General features: G+C 69.5%; 15 protein-coding genes, 1 tRNA gene and 1 pseudogene. 12 read left to right on the forward strand and 5 right to left on the reverse strand.

Annotated elements, in window-relative coordinates; all coding sequences use genetic code 11:
- The 3 genes and pseudogenes from AC2VOK_RS15695 to AC2VOK_RS15705 all read left to right on the forward strand — a co-directional run.
- A pseudogene (locus tag AC2VOK_RS15695) lies at window positions 1–271 on the forward strand (integrase catalytic domain-containing protein); the annotation flags it as partial.
- 178 nt (window positions 272–449) lie between these two features.
- Window positions 450–1,043: a hypothetical protein gene (locus tag AC2VOK_RS15700; protein WP_428901311.1), complete on the forward strand. Its 594-nt coding sequence runs from the start codon at window positions 450–452 to the stop codon at window positions 1,041–1,043.
- Between the two features lie 3 nt (window positions 1,044–1,046).
- The gene (locus AC2VOK_RS15705) at window positions 1,047–1,322 is read left to right on the forward strand and encodes a tyrosine-type recombinase/integrase (protein ID WP_428901312.1); all 276 of its coding nucleotides are present in this window, start codon (window positions 1,047–1,049) and stop codon (window positions 1,320–1,322) included.
- A gap of 65 nt (window positions 1,323–1,387) precedes the next feature.
- Here the strand turns inward: AC2VOK_RS15705 and AC2VOK_RS15710 are convergent.
- Window positions 1,388–1,458 (reverse strand) — tRNA-Gly (locus AC2VOK_RS15710).
- A 166-nt stretch (window positions 1,459–1,624) separates the two neighbouring features.
- On the opposite strand from AC2VOK_RS15710, the gene AC2VOK_RS15715 reads away from it, so the two are divergent.
- From AC2VOK_RS15715 to AC2VOK_RS15740, 6 genes are all read left to right on the forward strand, one after another.
- Entirely contained in the window at window positions 1,625–2,290 is a 666-nt protein-coding gene (locus tag AC2VOK_RS15715; RefSeq protein WP_428901313.1) for a VldE C-terminal domain-containing protein, read from the forward strand.
- A gap of 35 nt (window positions 2,291–2,325) precedes the next feature.
- Window positions 2,326–2,898: a dCTP deaminase gene (gene dcd, locus AC2VOK_RS15720; protein WP_428901314.1), complete on the forward strand. Its 573-nt coding sequence runs from the start codon at window positions 2,326–2,328 to the stop codon at window positions 2,896–2,898.
- 109 nt (window positions 2,899–3,007) lie between these two features.
- Window positions 3,008–4,699, forward strand: a complete 1,692-nt coding sequence (locus AC2VOK_RS15725; RefSeq protein ID WP_428901315.1) for a DUF7159 family protein — start codon at window positions 3,008–3,010, stop codon at window positions 4,697–4,699.
- A gap of 219 nt (window positions 4,700–4,918) precedes the next feature.
- Window positions 4,919–6,445, forward strand: a complete 1,527-nt coding sequence (locus AC2VOK_RS15730) for a DUF7159 family protein (RefSeq protein WP_428901316.1) — start codon at window positions 4,919–4,921, stop codon at window positions 6,443–6,445.
- Between the two features lie 262 nt (window positions 6,446–6,707).
- Entirely contained in the window at window positions 6,708–8,132 is a 1,425-nt protein-coding gene (locus tag AC2VOK_RS15735) for a DUF7159 family protein (RefSeq protein WP_428901317.1), read from the forward strand.
- Between the two features lie 96 nt (window positions 8,133–8,228).
- Entirely contained in the window at window positions 8,229–9,554 is a 1,326-nt protein-coding gene (locus tag AC2VOK_RS15740) for a UDP-glucose dehydrogenase family protein (protein WP_428901318.1), read from the forward strand.
- Here AC2VOK_RS15740 and AC2VOK_RS15745 read toward each other — a convergent pair.
- On the reverse strand, window positions 9,551–9,949 hold the full coding sequence (locus AC2VOK_RS15745) for a MerR family transcriptional regulator (protein WP_428901325.1): 399 nt from the start codon (window positions 9,947–9,949) through the stop codon (window positions 9,551–9,553). The genes AC2VOK_RS15740 and AC2VOK_RS15745 overlap by 4 nt on opposite strands.
- A 4-nt stretch (window positions 9,950–9,953) precedes the next feature.
- The gene (locus AC2VOK_RS15750; RefSeq protein WP_428901319.1) at window positions 9,954–11,576 is read right to left on the reverse strand and encodes a peptide chain release factor 3; all 1,623 of its coding nucleotides are present in this window, start codon (window positions 11,574–11,576) and stop codon (window positions 9,954–9,956) included.
- Window positions 11,577–11,753: 177 nt separating this feature from the next.
- Between AC2VOK_RS15750 and AC2VOK_RS15755 the strand changes: the two genes are divergently transcribed.
- Genes AC2VOK_RS15755 through rfbA form a run of 3 tightly spaced genes read left to right on the forward strand, consistent with a single transcriptional unit; the run spans window position 11,754 to window position 13,823 of the window.
- Complete coding sequence (locus AC2VOK_RS15755) at window positions 11,754–12,518, forward strand: maleylpyruvate isomerase family mycothiol-dependent enzyme (protein ID WP_428901320.1); 765 nt, start codon at window positions 11,754–11,756, stop codon at window positions 12,516–12,518.
- A gap of 51 nt (window positions 12,519–12,569) precedes the next feature.
- Window positions 12,570–12,944 (forward strand): nuclear transport factor 2 family protein, encoded by a 375-nt coding sequence (locus AC2VOK_RS15760; protein ID WP_428901321.1) that lies wholly within the window; start codon window positions 12,570–12,572, stop codon window positions 12,942–12,944.
- Window positions 12,945–12,953: 9 nt separating this feature from the next.
- Window positions 12,954–13,823 (forward strand): glucose-1-phosphate thymidylyltransferase RfbA, encoded by an 870-nt coding sequence (rfbA, locus tag AC2VOK_RS15765; protein WP_428901322.1) that lies wholly within the window; start codon window positions 12,954–12,956, stop codon window positions 13,821–13,823.
- On the opposite strand, the gene AC2VOK_RS15770 is transcribed toward rfbA, so the two are convergent.
- Complete coding sequence (locus tag AC2VOK_RS15770) at window positions 13,771–15,066, reverse strand: YibE/F family protein (RefSeq protein WP_428901323.1); 1,296 nt, start codon at window positions 15,064–15,066, stop codon at window positions 13,771–13,773. The two genes, rfbA and AC2VOK_RS15770, sit on opposite strands and share 53 nt — an antisense overlap.
- 11 nt (window positions 15,067–15,077) lie before the next feature.
- Window positions 15,078–16,112 (reverse strand): pyridoxal phosphate-dependent aminotransferase (locus tag AC2VOK_RS15775; RefSeq protein WP_428901324.1); only part of this gene is annotated, 1,035 nt, incomplete at its 5' end.

The following is a 16,112-nucleotide window of genomic DNA, read 5'->3' on the forward strand; positions in this document are numbered from 1 at the left end:
AACCGACGGTCGCCGCACACGCGTCTACGACACCCCGGCCACCCCGTGGCAGCGCCTACAGGCATCGGGTATCCTTGATGCGCAACAGCTTTCAAACGTAGCCGCCCGAATCGAGGGCATCAACCCGGCCGATCTGACCCGCCAGATCACCACCATCCAGATGCAGCTGCTCGACCTGGCGAAGGCCAAGACCGAGGCCCTGGCCGCCGCCCGCCACATCGACCTGCAAGCATTGCAACCGTCAATCAACCGATTGGCCACCGCGAAGTAGTGCAAGCCCCCCACGCGCTCACTATGCGTGAGGCACCAGCTACCGCTTCGCGCTCACTTTTACGTGAGGCACCTCGCAAGTGCGGCGTTGCATTAATGCGCATGAGTTCAGACAAGCTTGCAGAAGCAACACCTCGTGCAGCCACTAACCACGACGCGAGCCAAACTGGAATACGACCTTGGGCCGCTGCGGGGAACGGTACGGGCGGCTCTCGGTGCAGCGACTCACCAAAGCTCACACCGATGCTCTGGTCACCGATTTTGTTGCCGGTGGGGCGACCACGGCGAAGGGCCGCACCCGGCGACCGTGGTCGGCCGACTCGGTGAACAAGGTGATCGGCACCGTTGAGCAGGTGCTTGCGGACGCGGAATCCCAAGGACTGGTTGCACGTAACGTCGCCAGGCTGGTGAACCGGGTGGCGATCCCGCATCAGGAGGTCGACACCTACTCCGAGGTCGAAGTGCAGCGACTGCTGGCCTCGATCACCGGCGATCGGATCCGGCATGCGTGGGAGTTGGAGCTGAGCGGCCTGCGGCGCGGTGAGATCGCGGGCCTGCGGTGGTCCGACGTCGACCTGGACGCCAAGACGCTGTCGGTCGCAAACAACCGGGTGGACGAGTGCGGTACGGCGGTGGAGAACGATCCGAAGTCGGCCACGTCGCGGCGGACGTTGCCGTTACCGGAGCGGCTGGTGACGGTTCTGCGGCCGGCGAAGGCCCGGCAAGGGCGGGAAAAGTTGGCGCTCGGTGCCGACGGCGGTCCATGGGAGTAAGTCGTGTGCAATGAGGCCGGGCAGCCTTACGCCCCGCGGGTGCTGTCCCGCTATTGGCAGGCGGCCGTCAAGGCGGCAGGTGTTCGGCGCATCAAGCTGCACGCCGCCCGGCACACCTGCGCCACCCTGATGCACCTGTCCGGCGTGCCGCTGGTGTTGGTCGCCGCCTGGATCGGACACAAGGACGCAAGTCTCACGATGAAGCTCCACGCACACAGCCAGGATGACGCGTTGAAGGCTGCAGCGGCGGTCCTGAATCGAGTTGTCCGCGAGTTGTGACAACGTGTGACATTGAGGCTAGGAGTTCGAACGATTCGAACAGCGTTCGTGCTGCTAAATAGCGGAGCCGATGACGGGAATCGAACCCGCGTATTCAGCTTGGGAAGCTGATGTTCTGCCATTGAACTACATCGGCGGTGTCGCTCCGAAAGGCTAGCATCCGTTGCCGCGCGAAGGACCGCTCGTGCGTTGTCGTGGCGGGCCGAGTAGCTGTCGGGGACGCACCGGCTCGGCGACCCCAGATGGCGATGGCCCGATGTTCACCCTTTCGTGATAATTCGTTATCTCGTAGGGTGCCTCCTGTGGGCAGGCACGAATTACCCAGGACGCGCCGCAGGTCGGCAACGCTCCTGGCAGCGGTAGCCGCCCCCGCCGTCGTCTTCTTAGCGGCGAGCGCCGATGCGTACCCGGACGCCGCGCGTGAGGTCCGCGAGGTCGTCGCCGAGCCGGTCGTGGCCGACGCCGAACCGTGTTGTTTCGAGGTGGTGGCGGCGATGCCGGCTCAGGGTACAGCGGGGACGCCCGGTGACGGCGCGGTCCGCAGCGCCGAGTTCGTCGCCGCATCCCGCTACCATCGGCAACCCCGGTTCTTGCCGGTCGGTGTCGCATCAGAGCGGGGTATGCAGGTCAGGACCATTTTGGCGGCCCGCGCCATCAGCGCCGAGTTCCCCGAGATCCACGAGATCGGCGGGGTGCGGCCGGACCCGCTGCCGTGGCATCCCAGGGGCCTGGCGATCGACGTGATGATTCCCAACCCCGGCACCGCCCAGGGCATCGCGCTCGGCAACCGGATCGTGGCGTTCGTACGCCGCAACGCCCGTCGGTTCGGCATGCAGGACGCGATCTGGCGCGGCGTCTACTACACGCCCACAGGTGCACAATCGAGCAGGCTGGGGCACTACGACCACGTCCACGTCACCACCACCGGCGGCGGATATCCCACCGGTCGGGAGATGTATCTGCGTTGAGCCGGGCCGTCTCCGTGGGCGGATAGGCTCGGCGGATGCTGCTCTCCGATCATGACCTCAGGGCCGAAGTCGCCGCCGGCCGGCTGGGCGTCGACCCCTTCGACGACACCCTGGTTCAGCCCTCCAGCATCGACGTCCGTCTCGACCGGCTGTTCCGGGTGTTCAACAACACCCGCTACACCCACATCGATCCCGCCGAGCAGCAGGACGAGCTGACCAGCCTGGTCGAACCCGACCCCGGCGAACCCTTTGTGCTGCACCCGGGTGAGTTCGTGCTCGGTTCGACGCTGGAACTGTTCACCCTGCCCGACGACCTCGCGGGACGCTTGGAGGGCAAGTCGTCGCTGGGCCGCCTCGGGCTGCTGACGCACTCGACGGCCGGGTTCATCGACCCGGGCTTCAGCGGTCATATCACGCTGGAGCTCTCCAACGTCGCCAACCTGCCGATCACCCTGTGGCCGGGCATGAAGATCGGCCAGCTGTGCATCCTGCGGCTGACCAGCCCGGCGGAACACCCGTACGGCAGCTCGAGCGTGGGCTCCAAGTACCAGGGCCAGCGGGGGCCCACGCCGTCACGCTCCTACCAGAATTTCATACGAAGTACCTAGCTTCGGCAGGACCGCAGCACAGCTTCGCCGCCCAGTATGAGGGCAGCGGTCCGCGTGGTTTCTCCTCCGTTCCGACCATCGCCGGCTGCGGAGTTGTGGAGGAGGGGTTGTGGACACTGTGCTCGGGGTGTCGATGGCACCGGCATCGATCCAGATGGTTCTGCTCGAGGGCGAGAACGCTGACGGTCCCACGATCGATGAGGACGAGTTCGACGCCGCCGCCGATGCTGCCGGCGCGAACCCTCCCGAGCGAGTGATTGCCGCCATCCTGGGCACCCGCGAGGGCGCGGCCGACGCGGGCCTGGAGCTGTCCTCGATCGGGGTGAGCTGGACCGATCAGCAGGAGGCCGCCGCGCTGCGCGACGCGCTGGCCGCCCACCGGATCGACAACGTCATGCTGGTGTCGGCGTTCCTGGCCGCCACCTCGCTGGCGCAATCCGTCGGGGGCGCATTGGGTTACGAGCGCACCGCGGTGCTGTTCGTGGAGCCCGGCACCGCGACGACGGCACTCGTGGAAACCTCCGACGGCTCCGTCGCCGACGTCCGCACGGCGTGCATCCATGCCGAGTCCTACGACGAGGCCGCCGCGCAGCTCGGCGAGATGGTGGCCGGGCTCGACGAATCCGAACCGGCCGCGGGTGGCCTGTTCGTGGTGGGATCGGGTGTCGACATCGCCGCGCTGCGGCCGACGCTGGAGGCGGCGACGTCGCTGCATGTGAGTGTGCCCGGGGAGCCTCGGACGGCGCTGGCCCGCGGCGCGGCGCTGGCGTCGGCGAACTCGCCCTTGTTCGTCTCCTCGACCACTGCGCTGGCCTACGCCCAGGACGCCGGTACCGGTGCGGTCGACGTATCCGATCTGCCGGACCGCCTCAGCCTCTCTGGTGTTCCCGGCAGGGACGACCTGGCCTACAGCGCGGTGACGGACGAAGACGCCGAAGCCCCGACCTCCTGCGGCGAGGGCCGCTCCGCCTCCGATACGGCCCAACCCCGCCGCCGGCCCGCCCTGCTGATCGGCAGCTGGCTGGCGGTGGCCGGCATCAGTGCGGTGCTGGCGCTGGAGATCGCGATGGCGATCGGCATCCGCACCACGGTTGCCCTGCAACCCACTCCCGGCCAACACCTCATCATCCCGACCCAGCAGGCGCCCGCGCCGGTCCGGGCCGCGGCGCCGCCCCCGCACATCAGCGTGCCGATACCGGTCGCGGCGCCCAAACCCCTGCATCCGCCGGTGGTTCCCCCGGTGCGCGCGGTTCCTCCGGTCCCGGCGGCCCCGGTCGTGGCGATGCCGGTGGTGGCTCCGCCGTTGGCGACCGCCCGGGTGCCAACGATCCACGTGCCCGCACCCGTGGTCGGCGTGCCCCGTCTCGACCGCGTCCTGAGCCCCCCGTTGGCCGCGGTGCCGCACCCGCAGTCACCGCCGATCAGCGGTGACACGGGTCCGCTGTCCCCGCCGCGCCCTGTTCCTGGCGGGCAGAGCATGCCGCCCAGGCCGCGGGGTCCGGACGCTGCGGGCGGTCCCGGGTTTGGCCATGAACCGGCGCCCCGTGCGGGTCCCGGTGACCCTGGGCGGTTCGGTGGCGGTGGACCGCTCGGTGGTGGTCACGGCGGTGGACCGTTCGGCGCCAAGCCCTTCGGCGGTCATGGGCCCTTCGGCGCCAAGCCGTTCGGCGCCAAGCCCTTCGGCGGTCATGGGCCCTTCGGCGGTCATGGGCTGTTCGGCGGCGGTGGTCATGGCGGGTTTGGCGGGTTTGGCGGCTTTCGGGGTTTCGGCGGATTCGGCAGATTCGGCGGGCGACTCTGACCGTAGGACGCAGAGCCGCGCAGGTTAACTCGCGGCGAATGCGGCCTGACCGCAGCCTGCTCGCCGCGCGGATATTCTCGAACTGCTGTGGTCGGTCCAGAACTGCCCTGTCGCTCCCATGAATCAGAACACCATGAACCCCTTGGTTCCGCCGGCCGGTAGTCAGGAAGGTCCGGTGCGCGGGCAAGGCGCGGCGAATTACCCGAGGGGGTGGAAGCAATGGTGGGCATCGTCCTGGGCGTCGCGATGACGCCGACGAAGGTCCACTTGGTGCTTGTCGAGGGCGAGAACGCCGACGGGGTGATCGTCGACGAGGACGACTTCGATGTCATCGGGCAGTCGTCGCCCGCCGACGCGCCGACCCAGGTGCTCGCGGCGATACTGGGCACCCGGCAAGGCGCCGAAGACGGCGGCTACCAGCTGCTGTCGACGGGGGTGACCTGGACCGATCATGTCGAGGCCGCGATACTCCGCGACGCGCTGATCGACCACAAACTCGAGAACGTGATGCTGGTCTCGGCGTTCATGGCCGCGGCCGCGCTGGCTCAGTCCGTCGGCGACGCCACCGACTGCACGCACACCGCGCTGCTCTTCGTGGAGCCGTACACGGCGACCCTGGCCGTGATCGACTGCGCGGACGGAGCGGTCTCCGACGTGCTCCGCAGGGTTCTTGACGACGACGACCAGGAAGCGGTTGCCGAACTCGCCGAGATGGTTTCGGGTGTCGATGCGCTGGCTGCGCGCCCCGAGGGCGTCGTCGTCGTCGGATCCGGCGTCGATGTCCTGCTGATCAAGCCGACGTTGGACGCCGCGACGTCGCTCAGCGTGGTCGTACCCGACGAACCGGAGACTGCCCTGGCGCGGGGTGCGGCGCTGGCAGCGGCCAATGCGCCGTTGTTCGCGTCGTCCACGGCCGCGCTGGCGTACGCGCTGGACCTCGGGGCCGGCGAGGTCGACCCCACGGCTCTCGCCGAGCAGTCGCCCGGTCTGTTGCCCACCTATCAGGGCGTTCCGGATGCGTCCCGCGATCCTGGGGAAGGCGAGGACAACGTCGCCTACAGTGCTGTGCCGGACGAGGATGCCGACGCGCAGACCGCGTTCTTCGACCCGCGGCCAGAGGCGCTTCGGCGCAAACCCCTGGTACTGGTGGGCAGCATGGTGGCGGTGGTCGTCGTCGCGGCGGTCGTGGCCCTGGAGATCGCCCTGGCCATCAACATTCGCCCCACGGTGGCCCTGCGGCCCAGTCCCAACGAAAACATCATCGTCCCAACACATTCCGCACCCGTGCCCCAGGTTCAGGCAAAGCCGCCCAGGCCCGTGGTGGTGCCCCGTGCCGCGCCCCCGCCGGCGGTGGCTCCGGTTCCCGCGGCCCCGCCCGTTCCCGCCCGGGTCCCGGTGGTTCCGCCGGTCGTTCCCGTGCCCCGGGTGCCGATCATCCGTCCGCTCGTGCCCCGGGCGGGAGGTCACGGTCCTCTCAACGTCGGCCCCTTCGGCGGACACGGCCCGTTCGGTGGTCATCGCCCCTTCGGCGGGCTGGGCCCGCGGGCTCCCTTCGGCGGTGGTTTCCTCCGGGGCGGCCGTGGTCCGCTGGGTGGTCTTTTCCGGGGCGGCCGTGGTCCGCTGGGTGGGATCTTCGGCGGCGGTCATGGCGGCTTCGGTGGGGGCCACGGTTTCGGCGGTCATGGTTTCGGTGGTTTCGGCGGCGGTCATGGTTTCGGCGGATTCGGTGGTTTCGGGCTCAGGTAGCCATCGCGTGGCGGCGCGGCAAACCGCGAGGCGAAGATGGAGCAGCGGCCGCCCCACGCCGGGAACTGGAAAAAGCTCACCCGGACCGATACCCCAGCGCGGTGTCCACTGGCCGTGAACAGCACCCGTCCCGCCCGTCGGGGAGCGCGTAAAGTTGTGTGCCAAGCGTGACATTGATGAGGGCGGCCGGCGCGTCATCGCCGGCGGGGGTTGTGGGGACGACGGCTCGATGCCACCGGCTGACACAGACGATGGAGCAGCTTTGGACACGGTACTCGGCGTCTCGATGGCGCCGACGGCAGTCCAGATGGTGCTCGTCGAGGGGCAGGGCGGTGACGGTGCGATCGTCGACGAGGACAACTTCCAGATAGGCTCGGACGCCGGGACGGCGACGATCAGTGCGGCCGACCAGGTGGTGTCGGCCATCCTCGGCACCAAGGAAGGCGCCGCCGAGGGCGGCTATCAGTTGGCCTCCACCGGGGTCACCTTCTCCGATCCCGCTGAGGCCGCCGCGCTGCGCGACGCGCTGGCCGCTCACAAGATCGAGAATGTGATGCTGGTCTCCGCCTTCCTGGCTGCGGCCGCGTTGGCCCAAGCTGTCGGCAACGACACCAACTACGCGCAGACCGCTCTGCTTTACATCGAGCCCGACACCGCCACCCTGGCGGTTGTCGACAGTGCCGATGGGTCGATCACCGACGTTCACCGGCAGGTGTTGCCCGACGACGACGAGACGGCGGTCGCCCAACTGGCCGCACTGGTCACCAAGGCCGAGGGCCTGGCCCCGCACCCGGACGCGGTGTTCGTCGTCGGGGCCGGCATCGACATCCCGATGATCAAGCCGGCGCTGGAGAAGGCGACCGCGCTGCCGCTGACCACGCCGGAGGAGCCGGCCACGGCACTGGCCCGCGGGGCCGCGCTGGCGTCGGCGAGCGCCCCACTGTTCGCGTCGTCGACCGCGGCGCTGGCCTACGCCCAGGACCCCGGCACCGGCGTCATCGACCCGCTGGCCGGCGCTCCCGGCTATGTCCAGGCCGGCGATGACGCCGGCCTGGACAACCTCGCCTACAGTGCCGTCGCGGACGACGACGCCTATACCGGTGCCTACCCGGGCGCCCAGACCGGCGCGACCGACCTCCTCGACGGCGGCTACCGCGATCGCAGGTTCACGGTGCTCGGAATCGCGCTGGCGGGGATTTTCGTCGTCGGTGCGGCGGCACTGGTCGTGGCCCTGGCGGTCACCATCCGGCCGCACGCCGGCGTGAAACCCAACCCCGGCCACAAACTCGTCGCTCCCACCCATCAGGTGCCGGCACCGGCCGCGCCCGCGCCGGCCCCGAAGGCGCCCGCTCCCAAGCCGGCTGCACCCGCCCCGGCTCCGGTTCCTCAGGCCCCGGTTCCTCAGGTTCCGGTTCCTCAGGCTCCGGCTCCGGCGGCACCCGCTCCGGCGGCACCCGCTCCGGAGCAGGCTCCGCTTCCGGCCGCTCCGCCCCCGCTTCCGCCACCCCCGCCGGTAGCGCCCGTGCCCATCCCGATGCCGATACCGATACCCGGTATCGGGGGCGGTCCGTTCCACGGCGGTTTCGGCGGACCGCTGCACGGCGGATTCCGCGGCGGTCCCGGATTCGGAGGTGGCCACGGCCACGGCGGGTTCGGGATCCCGGGCATCGGTATTCCGGGGCTGTAGCGCGCCTGGCCGGCCGAGGTCAGGTGTCATCTGCCGTTTAACTAACGCTCAGCGAGTCGACGCGGTCAGCTCATCGCGGCCGCATACACCGGTGGTATGCGATGCACTGTGTTCGGCACCGGGTATCTGGGAGCCACCCATGCGGTCGGGATGGCGCAACTGGGCCACGACGTCGTGGGGATCGACATCGATCCGGGTAAGGTCGCCAAGCTCGCCGGCGGCGATATCCCCTTCTACGAGCCCGGCTTGCGCAAGCTGCTGACCGAGAACCTCGCCGCGGGGCGGCTGCGGTTCACCACCGACTACGAACTGGCCGCCGACTTCGCCGACGTGCATTTCCTGGGCGTGGGTACGCCGCAGAAGAAAGGCGAGTACGGCGCCGACCTGTGTCACGTCCACGCCGTCATCGACGAACTGGTGCCGCGGCTGACCAGGCCGTCGGTGCTCATCGGTAAATCGACGGTACCGGTGGGCACCGCGGCCGAGCTGAGCCGGCGAGCCGCGGCGCTTGCGCCCAGCGGGGTGGACGTGGAGATCGCATGGAACCCGGAGTTCCTGCGCGAGGGCTACGCCGTGCACGATACCTTGCACCCGGACCGGATCGTGCTTGGCGTGCAAGATGATTCGATCCGTGCCGAGCCCGCTGTCCGCGAAATGTACGCCCCGCTGCTCGCCGCCGGGATCCCGTTCCTGGTGACCGATTTGCAGACCGCGGAGCTGGTCAAGGTGTCGGCCAATGCCTTTCTGGCGACCAAGATCTCGTTCATCAACGCCATCTCCGAGGTCTGCGAGGCTGCGGGCGCCGACGTCAGTCTGCTGTCCGACGCGCTGGGCTACGACCCGCGGATCGGGCGCCAGTTCCTCAACGCCGGACTGGGTTTCGGCGGCGGCTGCCTGCCCAAGGACATCCGCGCGTTCATGGCACGCGCCGGAGAGTTGGGCGCCGACCAGGCTTTGACGTTCCTGCGCGAGGTGGACAGCATCAACATGCGGCGCCGCACCCGCATGGTGGAACTGGCCAGCACCGCCTGCGGCGGCTCGTTGCTGGGCGCCAACATCGCCGTCCTCGGGGCGGCGTTCAAACCCGAATCCGACGACGTGCGCGATTCGCCCGCGCTCAACGTTGCCGGCCAGCTGCAGCTCAACGGGGCCGCGGTCAACGTCTATGACCCCAAGGCGCTGGACAATGCGCAGCGGTTGTTCCCGACGCTCAATTACGCGGTATCGGTCGAAGAGGCCTGTGAGCGCGCCGACGCCGTGCTGGTGCTGACTGAGTGGCGCCAATTCATCGACCTGGACCCCGACGACCTAGCCGACCGGGTGCGCGCGCGGGTCGTCGTCGACGGCCGTAGCTGCCTGGACGTCGCCCGCTGGGAGCGGGCGGGGTGGCGGGTCTTCCGGCTGGGGGCGCGGCGGCCTTAGCTGCCGCGCGTGCCGGCCGCGGCGGCGGACAGCAGCTCGGTGAGTTCGTCGGCGTAGGCGAGGTGACGCCGCAGTCGCGCGGCGCTGTCGCGGGTCTGCTCCTCACACCGCGTGAGGACGGCGCGAGAACGCTCGCGTTGGGCGCCGGTGGCACCGGCGGAATCGGGGCCATCGCGGAGCGCGTCGAGCGCGTCGAGCAGCCGTTTCATCTCCGCCAGGGAGAACCCGAGCGGCTTCATCCGGCGGATCACCAACAGCCGCTGCACGTCGGCTTCGGTGTAGAGCCGAAATCCGCCCACCGACCGCGCCGACGGCTCGACCAGCCCGACGTCGTGGTAATGGCGCACGGTGCGCACAGAGAGCTCGGTGCGCACCGCCACCTCGCCGATCTGCATCATGTCAGTCCGCGGCCGCGATCAGCGGCTCCAGCACCAGGTCTGGGTTGTTGCGCAGGAGGGTCTCCATCCACCATTTGTCCGAGAACAGCGCCAGCAGCGCGCCGTCGGTGCGGGTCAGCACCTCGACGCCGCGTTGGGCCTGCAGGAACTGGGCGTCCTCCGGGCGGGTGCGGCGCGCGACGGTGTAGTTCAGGTGCTCGAGCTGGATCGGCGCGCTCAGCTCGCCTCCCATGCGATGGCTGGCCACCTCGAACTGCATGGGGCCGACGGCGGCCAGCACCGGTGCCTGGTCACCGCGCAGATCCGAGCGCAGCACCTGGACCACGCCCTCCTGCTCGAGCTGGGCGATCCCGCGCCGAAACTGCTTGTGCTTGCTGGTGTCGGAGCCCCGGGCTACGGCGAAGTGCTCGGGGGAGAAGCTCGGGATCGCCGGATACTCCACCGGCTCGTCGACGTAGAGCGTGTCACCGGGCCGCAGAGCGGTCGCGTTGACCAGGCCGATCACGTCGCCGGGGTAGGCGGTGTCGAGGCTGGTGCGCTGCTGCCCGAACACCGACTGCGCGTACTTGGTGGTGAACGGCCGCCCGCTGGCGGCATGGGTGATGACGTCACCTCGGCGGAAGGCACCCGAGCACACCCGGGCGAAGGCGACCCGGTCGCGGTGGGCCGAGTCCATGCCCGCCTGCACCTTGAACACGAGGGCGCTGAACGGCGCGTCGACGGCGCGCTGACGCCCGGTGACGTCGACCGGGGCCTGCGGGGCGGGGGCGTGCTCGATGAGGCCGTCCAGCAGCTGGCTCACCCCGAAGTTGAGGATCGCCGAGGTGAACAGCACCGGCGTGGTCCGTCCCGCCAGAAAGGTCTCCCGGTCGAAGTCGGCGCCGTCGGCCGACAGCAGTGCGCATTCCTCCTGCGCGGTGTCGAAGTCGGCCCCGGTCAGCTCACGCGCACGGTGGGCGCCCATCCGTTCCTCCGGCGCGAGTGTCGCCCCGCCGGCGGTGCGGGTGAACCGCACGAATTCGCCGGAGGCGCGGTCGATGACGCCGGCGAAGTTCCCCGCGATCCCGACCGGCCAGGTCAGCGGTGTCGGACGCAGACCGATCCGGCGCTCGATCTCGTCGAGCAACTCCAGGGCGTCCCGGCCGGGGCGGTCCCACTTGTTGATCACCGTGATGATCGGGATGCCCCGGTGGCGGCACACCTGGAACAGTTTCAGAGTCTGCGGTTCCAGGCCCTTGGCCGCGTCGATCAGCATCACCGCGCAGTCCACGGCCGACAGCACGCGGTAAGTGTCCTCGGAGAAGTCGGCGTGCCCTGGCGTGTCGACCAGGTTGACCACACAGTCGGCGCCGCCGCGGTGGTGGTAGGCGAACTGCAGCGCGGTCGACGAGATGGAGATGCCGCGCGCCTTCTCCATGTCCATCCAGTCCGACACGGTCGACTTGCGTCCCGCCTTGCCGTGGACGGCGCCGGCTTCGGAGATCACCCGCGCGTGCAGCATCACCGCCTCGGTGAGCGTGGACTTGCCGGCGTCGGGGTGGCTGATCACCGCGAACGTGCGTCGTCGAAGCGCCTCTCCAGCGATCTCCGAGGCGCTCGGCGACGCCGAGTCGGGGACAACCATCGGCACTCCTTGATCGTGCGGCGCCTGCGCGGCACCGCTGCCGGGCCACCTTACATGACTCTTACGTCACGGTAGAGTTGGCTGGGTCGCGAGACGCGGGACCGCACCCGGGGATGCGCCACTGTCTTCTCGGCGAGGGGGGAGTTCGTGCATCCCCGGCAGGGTAGCCTGGCCGGCGTGGACTACGCCGTCGCATTCCTCGACGAAAACTGCGCCTTCGCCGAGCTGTTCGGTGGCGGCCGGGATGCCGACGACGTGACGCCGGTGCCGACCTGCCCAGGTTGGACGCTCAAGCAGCTTTTTCGCCATGTCGGGCGGGGTCAGCTCTGGGCGGCCCACATCGTCCGGGACAAGCTCGACCATGCTCTCGACTTCCGCGATGTCGAGGGCGGCAAGCCGCCGCCGGATTCCGCCGACGCGATCTCGTGGCTGCAGGACGGTGCCCGGCGCCTGATCGACGCGGTGGAGCGGACCGGTGCGGACACACCGGTGTGGACATTCCTCGGGCCGCGCCCGGCGAACTGGTGGGTCCGGCGCTGGCTGCACGAGATCGCCGTGCATCGGGCCGACGCGGCCATCGCCGTCGACAGTGAGTTCACGCTGGCGCCGGAGATCGCGGCCGACGGCATCACCGAATACCTGGAGCGCGTGGTGGTCAGCGCCGGCGGGGACGGCGCGCAGCTGCCGCTCGCGGACGGCCAGACCCTGCACCTGCACGCCACCGACGCCGGCCTGGGCGAGGCCGGTGAGTGGACCATCGCCGTCGAGGACGGCCGGATCGGCTGGTCCCACGAGCACGGCAAGGGCACCGCGGCCTTGCGGGGCGGCGCCACCGAGCTGTTGCTGGCGTTGGTGCGTCGGGCGCCGCTGTCCGAGACGGGCATCGGGCTGTTCGGCGACGACACCGTGTGGCAGAACTGGCTGGACCGCACCCCCTTCTAGCAACGACGGGCTTCCGGCAACGGGGCGCGCCGCGCACGGTACTTTGCACCCATGACCACATCGGAGATCGCCACCGTTCTGGCGTGGCATGACGCCCTCAACGCCTCCGACGTCGACACCCTGGTCGCGTTGTCCAGCGACGACATCGACATCGGCGACGCCCACGGGGCCGTCCAGGGCCACGAGGCGCTGCGCAACTGGGTCGCGTCCCGCCGTGAGACGGCCGAGCTCGGCCGGATGTACGTGCACGACGGCGTCGTGGTCGTCGAGCAGAAGATCGCCGATCCCGACGGTCCCGGCGCAGGCGCAGTCGCCGCCTCGGCGTTCCGGGTGGTCCACGATCACGTCACCTCGGTGTTCCGCCACCACGACCTGGCGTCGGCGTTGGCGGCCACCGAACTCACCGAGTCCGACCTCGTCCAGTAGGAGACACGCATGCGGGGAATCATCCTGGCCGGCGGATCCGGCACGCGCCTGCACCCGATCACCCAGGGGATCAGCAAGCAGTTGCTGCCGGTGTACGACAAACCGATGATCTATTACCCGCTGTCCACGCTGATGATGGCCGGGATCCGCGACATCCTGGTGATCACCACCCCGCATGACGCGGCGGGCTTTCAGCGGCTCCTGGGCGACGGCGCGCAGTTCGGCATCAACCTGCGCTACGTGACCCAGCAGCGCCCCGACGGCCTGGCGCAGGCCTTCGTCCTGGGCGCCGACCACATCGGCAACGATTCGGTGGCACTGGTGCTGGGCGACAACATCTTCTACGGGCCGGGGCTGGGTACCAGCCTGAGCCGGTTCCAATCTCTGGATGGCGGAGCGATTTTCGCGTACTGGGTGGCCAACCCGTCGGCCTATGGTGTCGTCGAGTTCAGCGCCGACGGCACGGCGCTGTCGCTGGAGGAGAAGCCCGCCACGCCGAAGTCGCAGTACGCGGTCCCCGGTTTGTACTTCTACGACAACGACGTGATCGAGATCGCCAAGGGGCTCAAGAAGTCCGACCGCGGCGAGTACGAGATCACCGGGGTCAACCAGATCTACCTGAACCGGGGCCGGCTCAAGGTCGAGGTGCTTGCCCGCGGGACGGCGTGGTTGGACACCGGCACCTTCGACTCGTTGCTGGACGCCAGCGACTACGTCCGCACGCTGGAACGGCGCCAAGGCCTCAAGGTCAGCGTCCCCGAGGAGATCTCCTGGGCGCAGGGGTGGATCAGCGACGACGAGCTGGCCGCGCGGGCGCGCACCCTGGTCAAGTCCGGCTATGGCGACTACCTGCTGGAACTGTTGGAACAGCGGCGCTGACGCCCGGGGGTTTTGCCAGCACCGCGGCGACCGCCGTCGTCAACGGCACCGACAGCGCCAGCGCGATGCCGCCCACCGCGGCCCGGGCCACCTCGATGGCCACGCTCTCGCTGATCAGCACATCGTCCAGCGACCGGTTCGCCACGCTGAACAGCAACAGCAGCGGCAGCGAGGTGCCGGCGTAGGCCAGCATCAGCGTGTACACGGTGCTGGCGATGTGGTCGCGGCCCACCCGGATCGCACCCAGGAAGATGGCGCGTCGCGAGCTCTGGCCGCCCAGATTCGCCAGCTCGAACACCGTCGACGCCTGCGTGACGGTCACGTCGTTGAGCACTCCGAGGGACCCGATGATGAACCCCGCCAGCAGCAGCCCGCTGATCGACACATGGCCCAGATAGGCGGCGACCTGAGCGTTCTGCTCGTCTGAGAGCCCGGTCAGATGTGCCAAATCGATTGCCGCCCAGGATAATGCCGCCGCCAGCAGCAGCGAGGACAGGGTGCCCAGCAGTGCGGCGCTGGTCCGCAGGCTCACCCCGTGCGCCAGGTAGATCACCACGTAGAGGATCGCTGCCGAGGCCACCAACGCCACGGGCACCGCGGGTGCGCCGTCGCGCAGCGCCGGCAGCAGGAACACCACCAGGACAGCGAACGCGACCACGATGCCGACCAGGGCGAGCAGGCCCCGCCAGCGGGCCACTGCGACGATCACCACCGCGAACACGAGCGCGAGTGCGACCAGCGGCCAGCCCCGCTCGAAGTCGTAGAACGCATAGCTGGTCGCGCCCCGGTCGTCGACCTGGCGGATCAGCCGGACCTGATCGCCGGGCGCCAGCCGGGGCTGACCAGGCCCAGGGGAGGCTTCGAGCACGGTGTCGGCACCGGCGTTGGGTCCGGAATCGATTGCCACCAGGGTTGACGCACACTGCCCGGCGCCCGGGATGCCGGTCAGTGGCGCCGTGGTGAGCACCTGACCGGCCGAAGGGCTGCCGCAGGCGCCCAGCGCGCTGGACAGCACATGTCCGCGCTCGGTGGTCACCGCGCCGCCGGACGCGTTGCCCAACGGCATCGGGATGTCGACGTGCTGGCGGCTCGGCCAGAGTAAGACCGCACCGGCGAGCACGGCCACCCCGATGCCGACCAGCAGCCCGACCACGATCTTGGCCGGCAGCGGGCCCAGCGGCGACGGGCCGCGCGACACGTCGTGTGAGTGGTGGTGCGGGTGTACGTGCGTCACCCGCACCACGTTAGAGCGGTCTACCTCCGGTAGCCGACCAGGAAGTTACCCAGACGCTCGATCGCCGCCGCCAGGTCGCGGGCCCACGGCAGCGTCACGATGCGCAGGTGATCCGGTGCCGGCCAGTTGAATCCGGTGCCCTGGGTGACCAGGATCTTTTCCTGCAGCAGCAGGTCGAGGACCAGCTGCTCGTCGTCTTCGATGTCGTAGATTTCCGGGTCGAGGCGCGGGAACGCGTACAGCGCGCCCTGCGGCTTCACGCAGGACACGCCGGGGATCTGGTTGAGCTTCTCCCAGGCGAGGTCGCGCTGTTCGAGCAGCCGGCCGCCGGGCAGCACCAAGTCCTCGATGCTCTGGTGGCCGCCGAGGGCGACCTGGATGCCGTGCTGGGCAGGCACGTTGGGACACAGCCGCATGTTGGCCAGCAGGCTGATGCCCTCGATGAAGCTCCCGGCGTGGTCTTTGGGCCCGGTGATCGCCAGCCAGCCGGCCCGGTAGCCCGCGACCCGGTAGGCCTTGGACAGCCCGTTGAAGGTCAGGCACAGCATGTCGGGCGCCAGCGCAGCCACGCTGATGTGCTCGGCGTCGTCGTAGAGGATCTTGTCGTAGATCTCGTCGGCGAGCAGCAGCAGCTGGTGTCGGCGCGCCAGGTCGACCATCTGGGTCAGGACCTCACGGCTGTACACCGCGCCCGTCGGGTTGTTCGGGTTGATCACGACCAGCGCCTTGGTGCGCTCGGTGATCTTGGACTCCAGGTCGGCGAGGTCGGGCTGCCAGCCCTGGGTCTCGTCGCACAGGTAGTGCACGGGCGTGCCGCCGGCCAGGGAGGTCGACGCCGTCCACAGCGGGTAGTCCGGCGACGGGATCAACACCTGGTCGCCGTTGTCGAGCAGGGCCTGCAGCGTCATCGTGATCAGCTCGGAGACGCCGTTGCCCAGGTAGACATCGTCGACGTCCAACCGGGGGAACCCCTCGACCAGCTCGTAGCGGGTGACCACCGCACGCCGGGCCGGCAGGATGCCCTGGGAGTCGGAGTAGCCCTGGGCGTACGGCAG

Source organism: Mycobacterium sp. TH-M116, assembly GCF_057473685.1.

Coding starts and splice junctions, on each gene's coding strand:
- dcd (WP_428901314.1), top strand. CDS start 2,326: ATGCTGCTCTCCGATCATGACCTCAGGGCCGAAGTCGCCGCCGGCCGG.
- AC2VOK_RS15730 (WP_428901316.1), top strand. CDS start 4,919: ATGGTGGGCATCGTCCTGGGCGTCGCGATGACGCCGACGAAGGTCCAC.
- AC2VOK_RS15740 (WP_428901318.1), top strand. CDS start 8,229: ATGCGATGCACTGTGTTCGGCACCGGGTATCTGGGAGCCACCCATGCG.
- AC2VOK_RS15745 (WP_428901325.1), bottom strand. CDS start 9,949: ATGCAGATCGGCGAGGTGGCGGTGCGCACCGAGCTCTCTGTGCGCACC.
- AC2VOK_RS15750 (WP_428901319.1), bottom strand. CDS start 11,576: ATGGTTGTCCCCGACTCGGCGTCGCCGAGCGCCTCGGAGATCGCTGGA.
- AC2VOK_RS15760 (WP_428901321.1), top strand. CDS start 12,570: ATGACCACATCGGAGATCGCCACCGTTCTGGCGTGGCATGACGCCCTC.
- rfbA (WP_428901322.1), top strand. CDS start 12,954: ATGCGGGGAATCATCCTGGCCGGCGGATCCGGCACGCGCCTGCACCCG.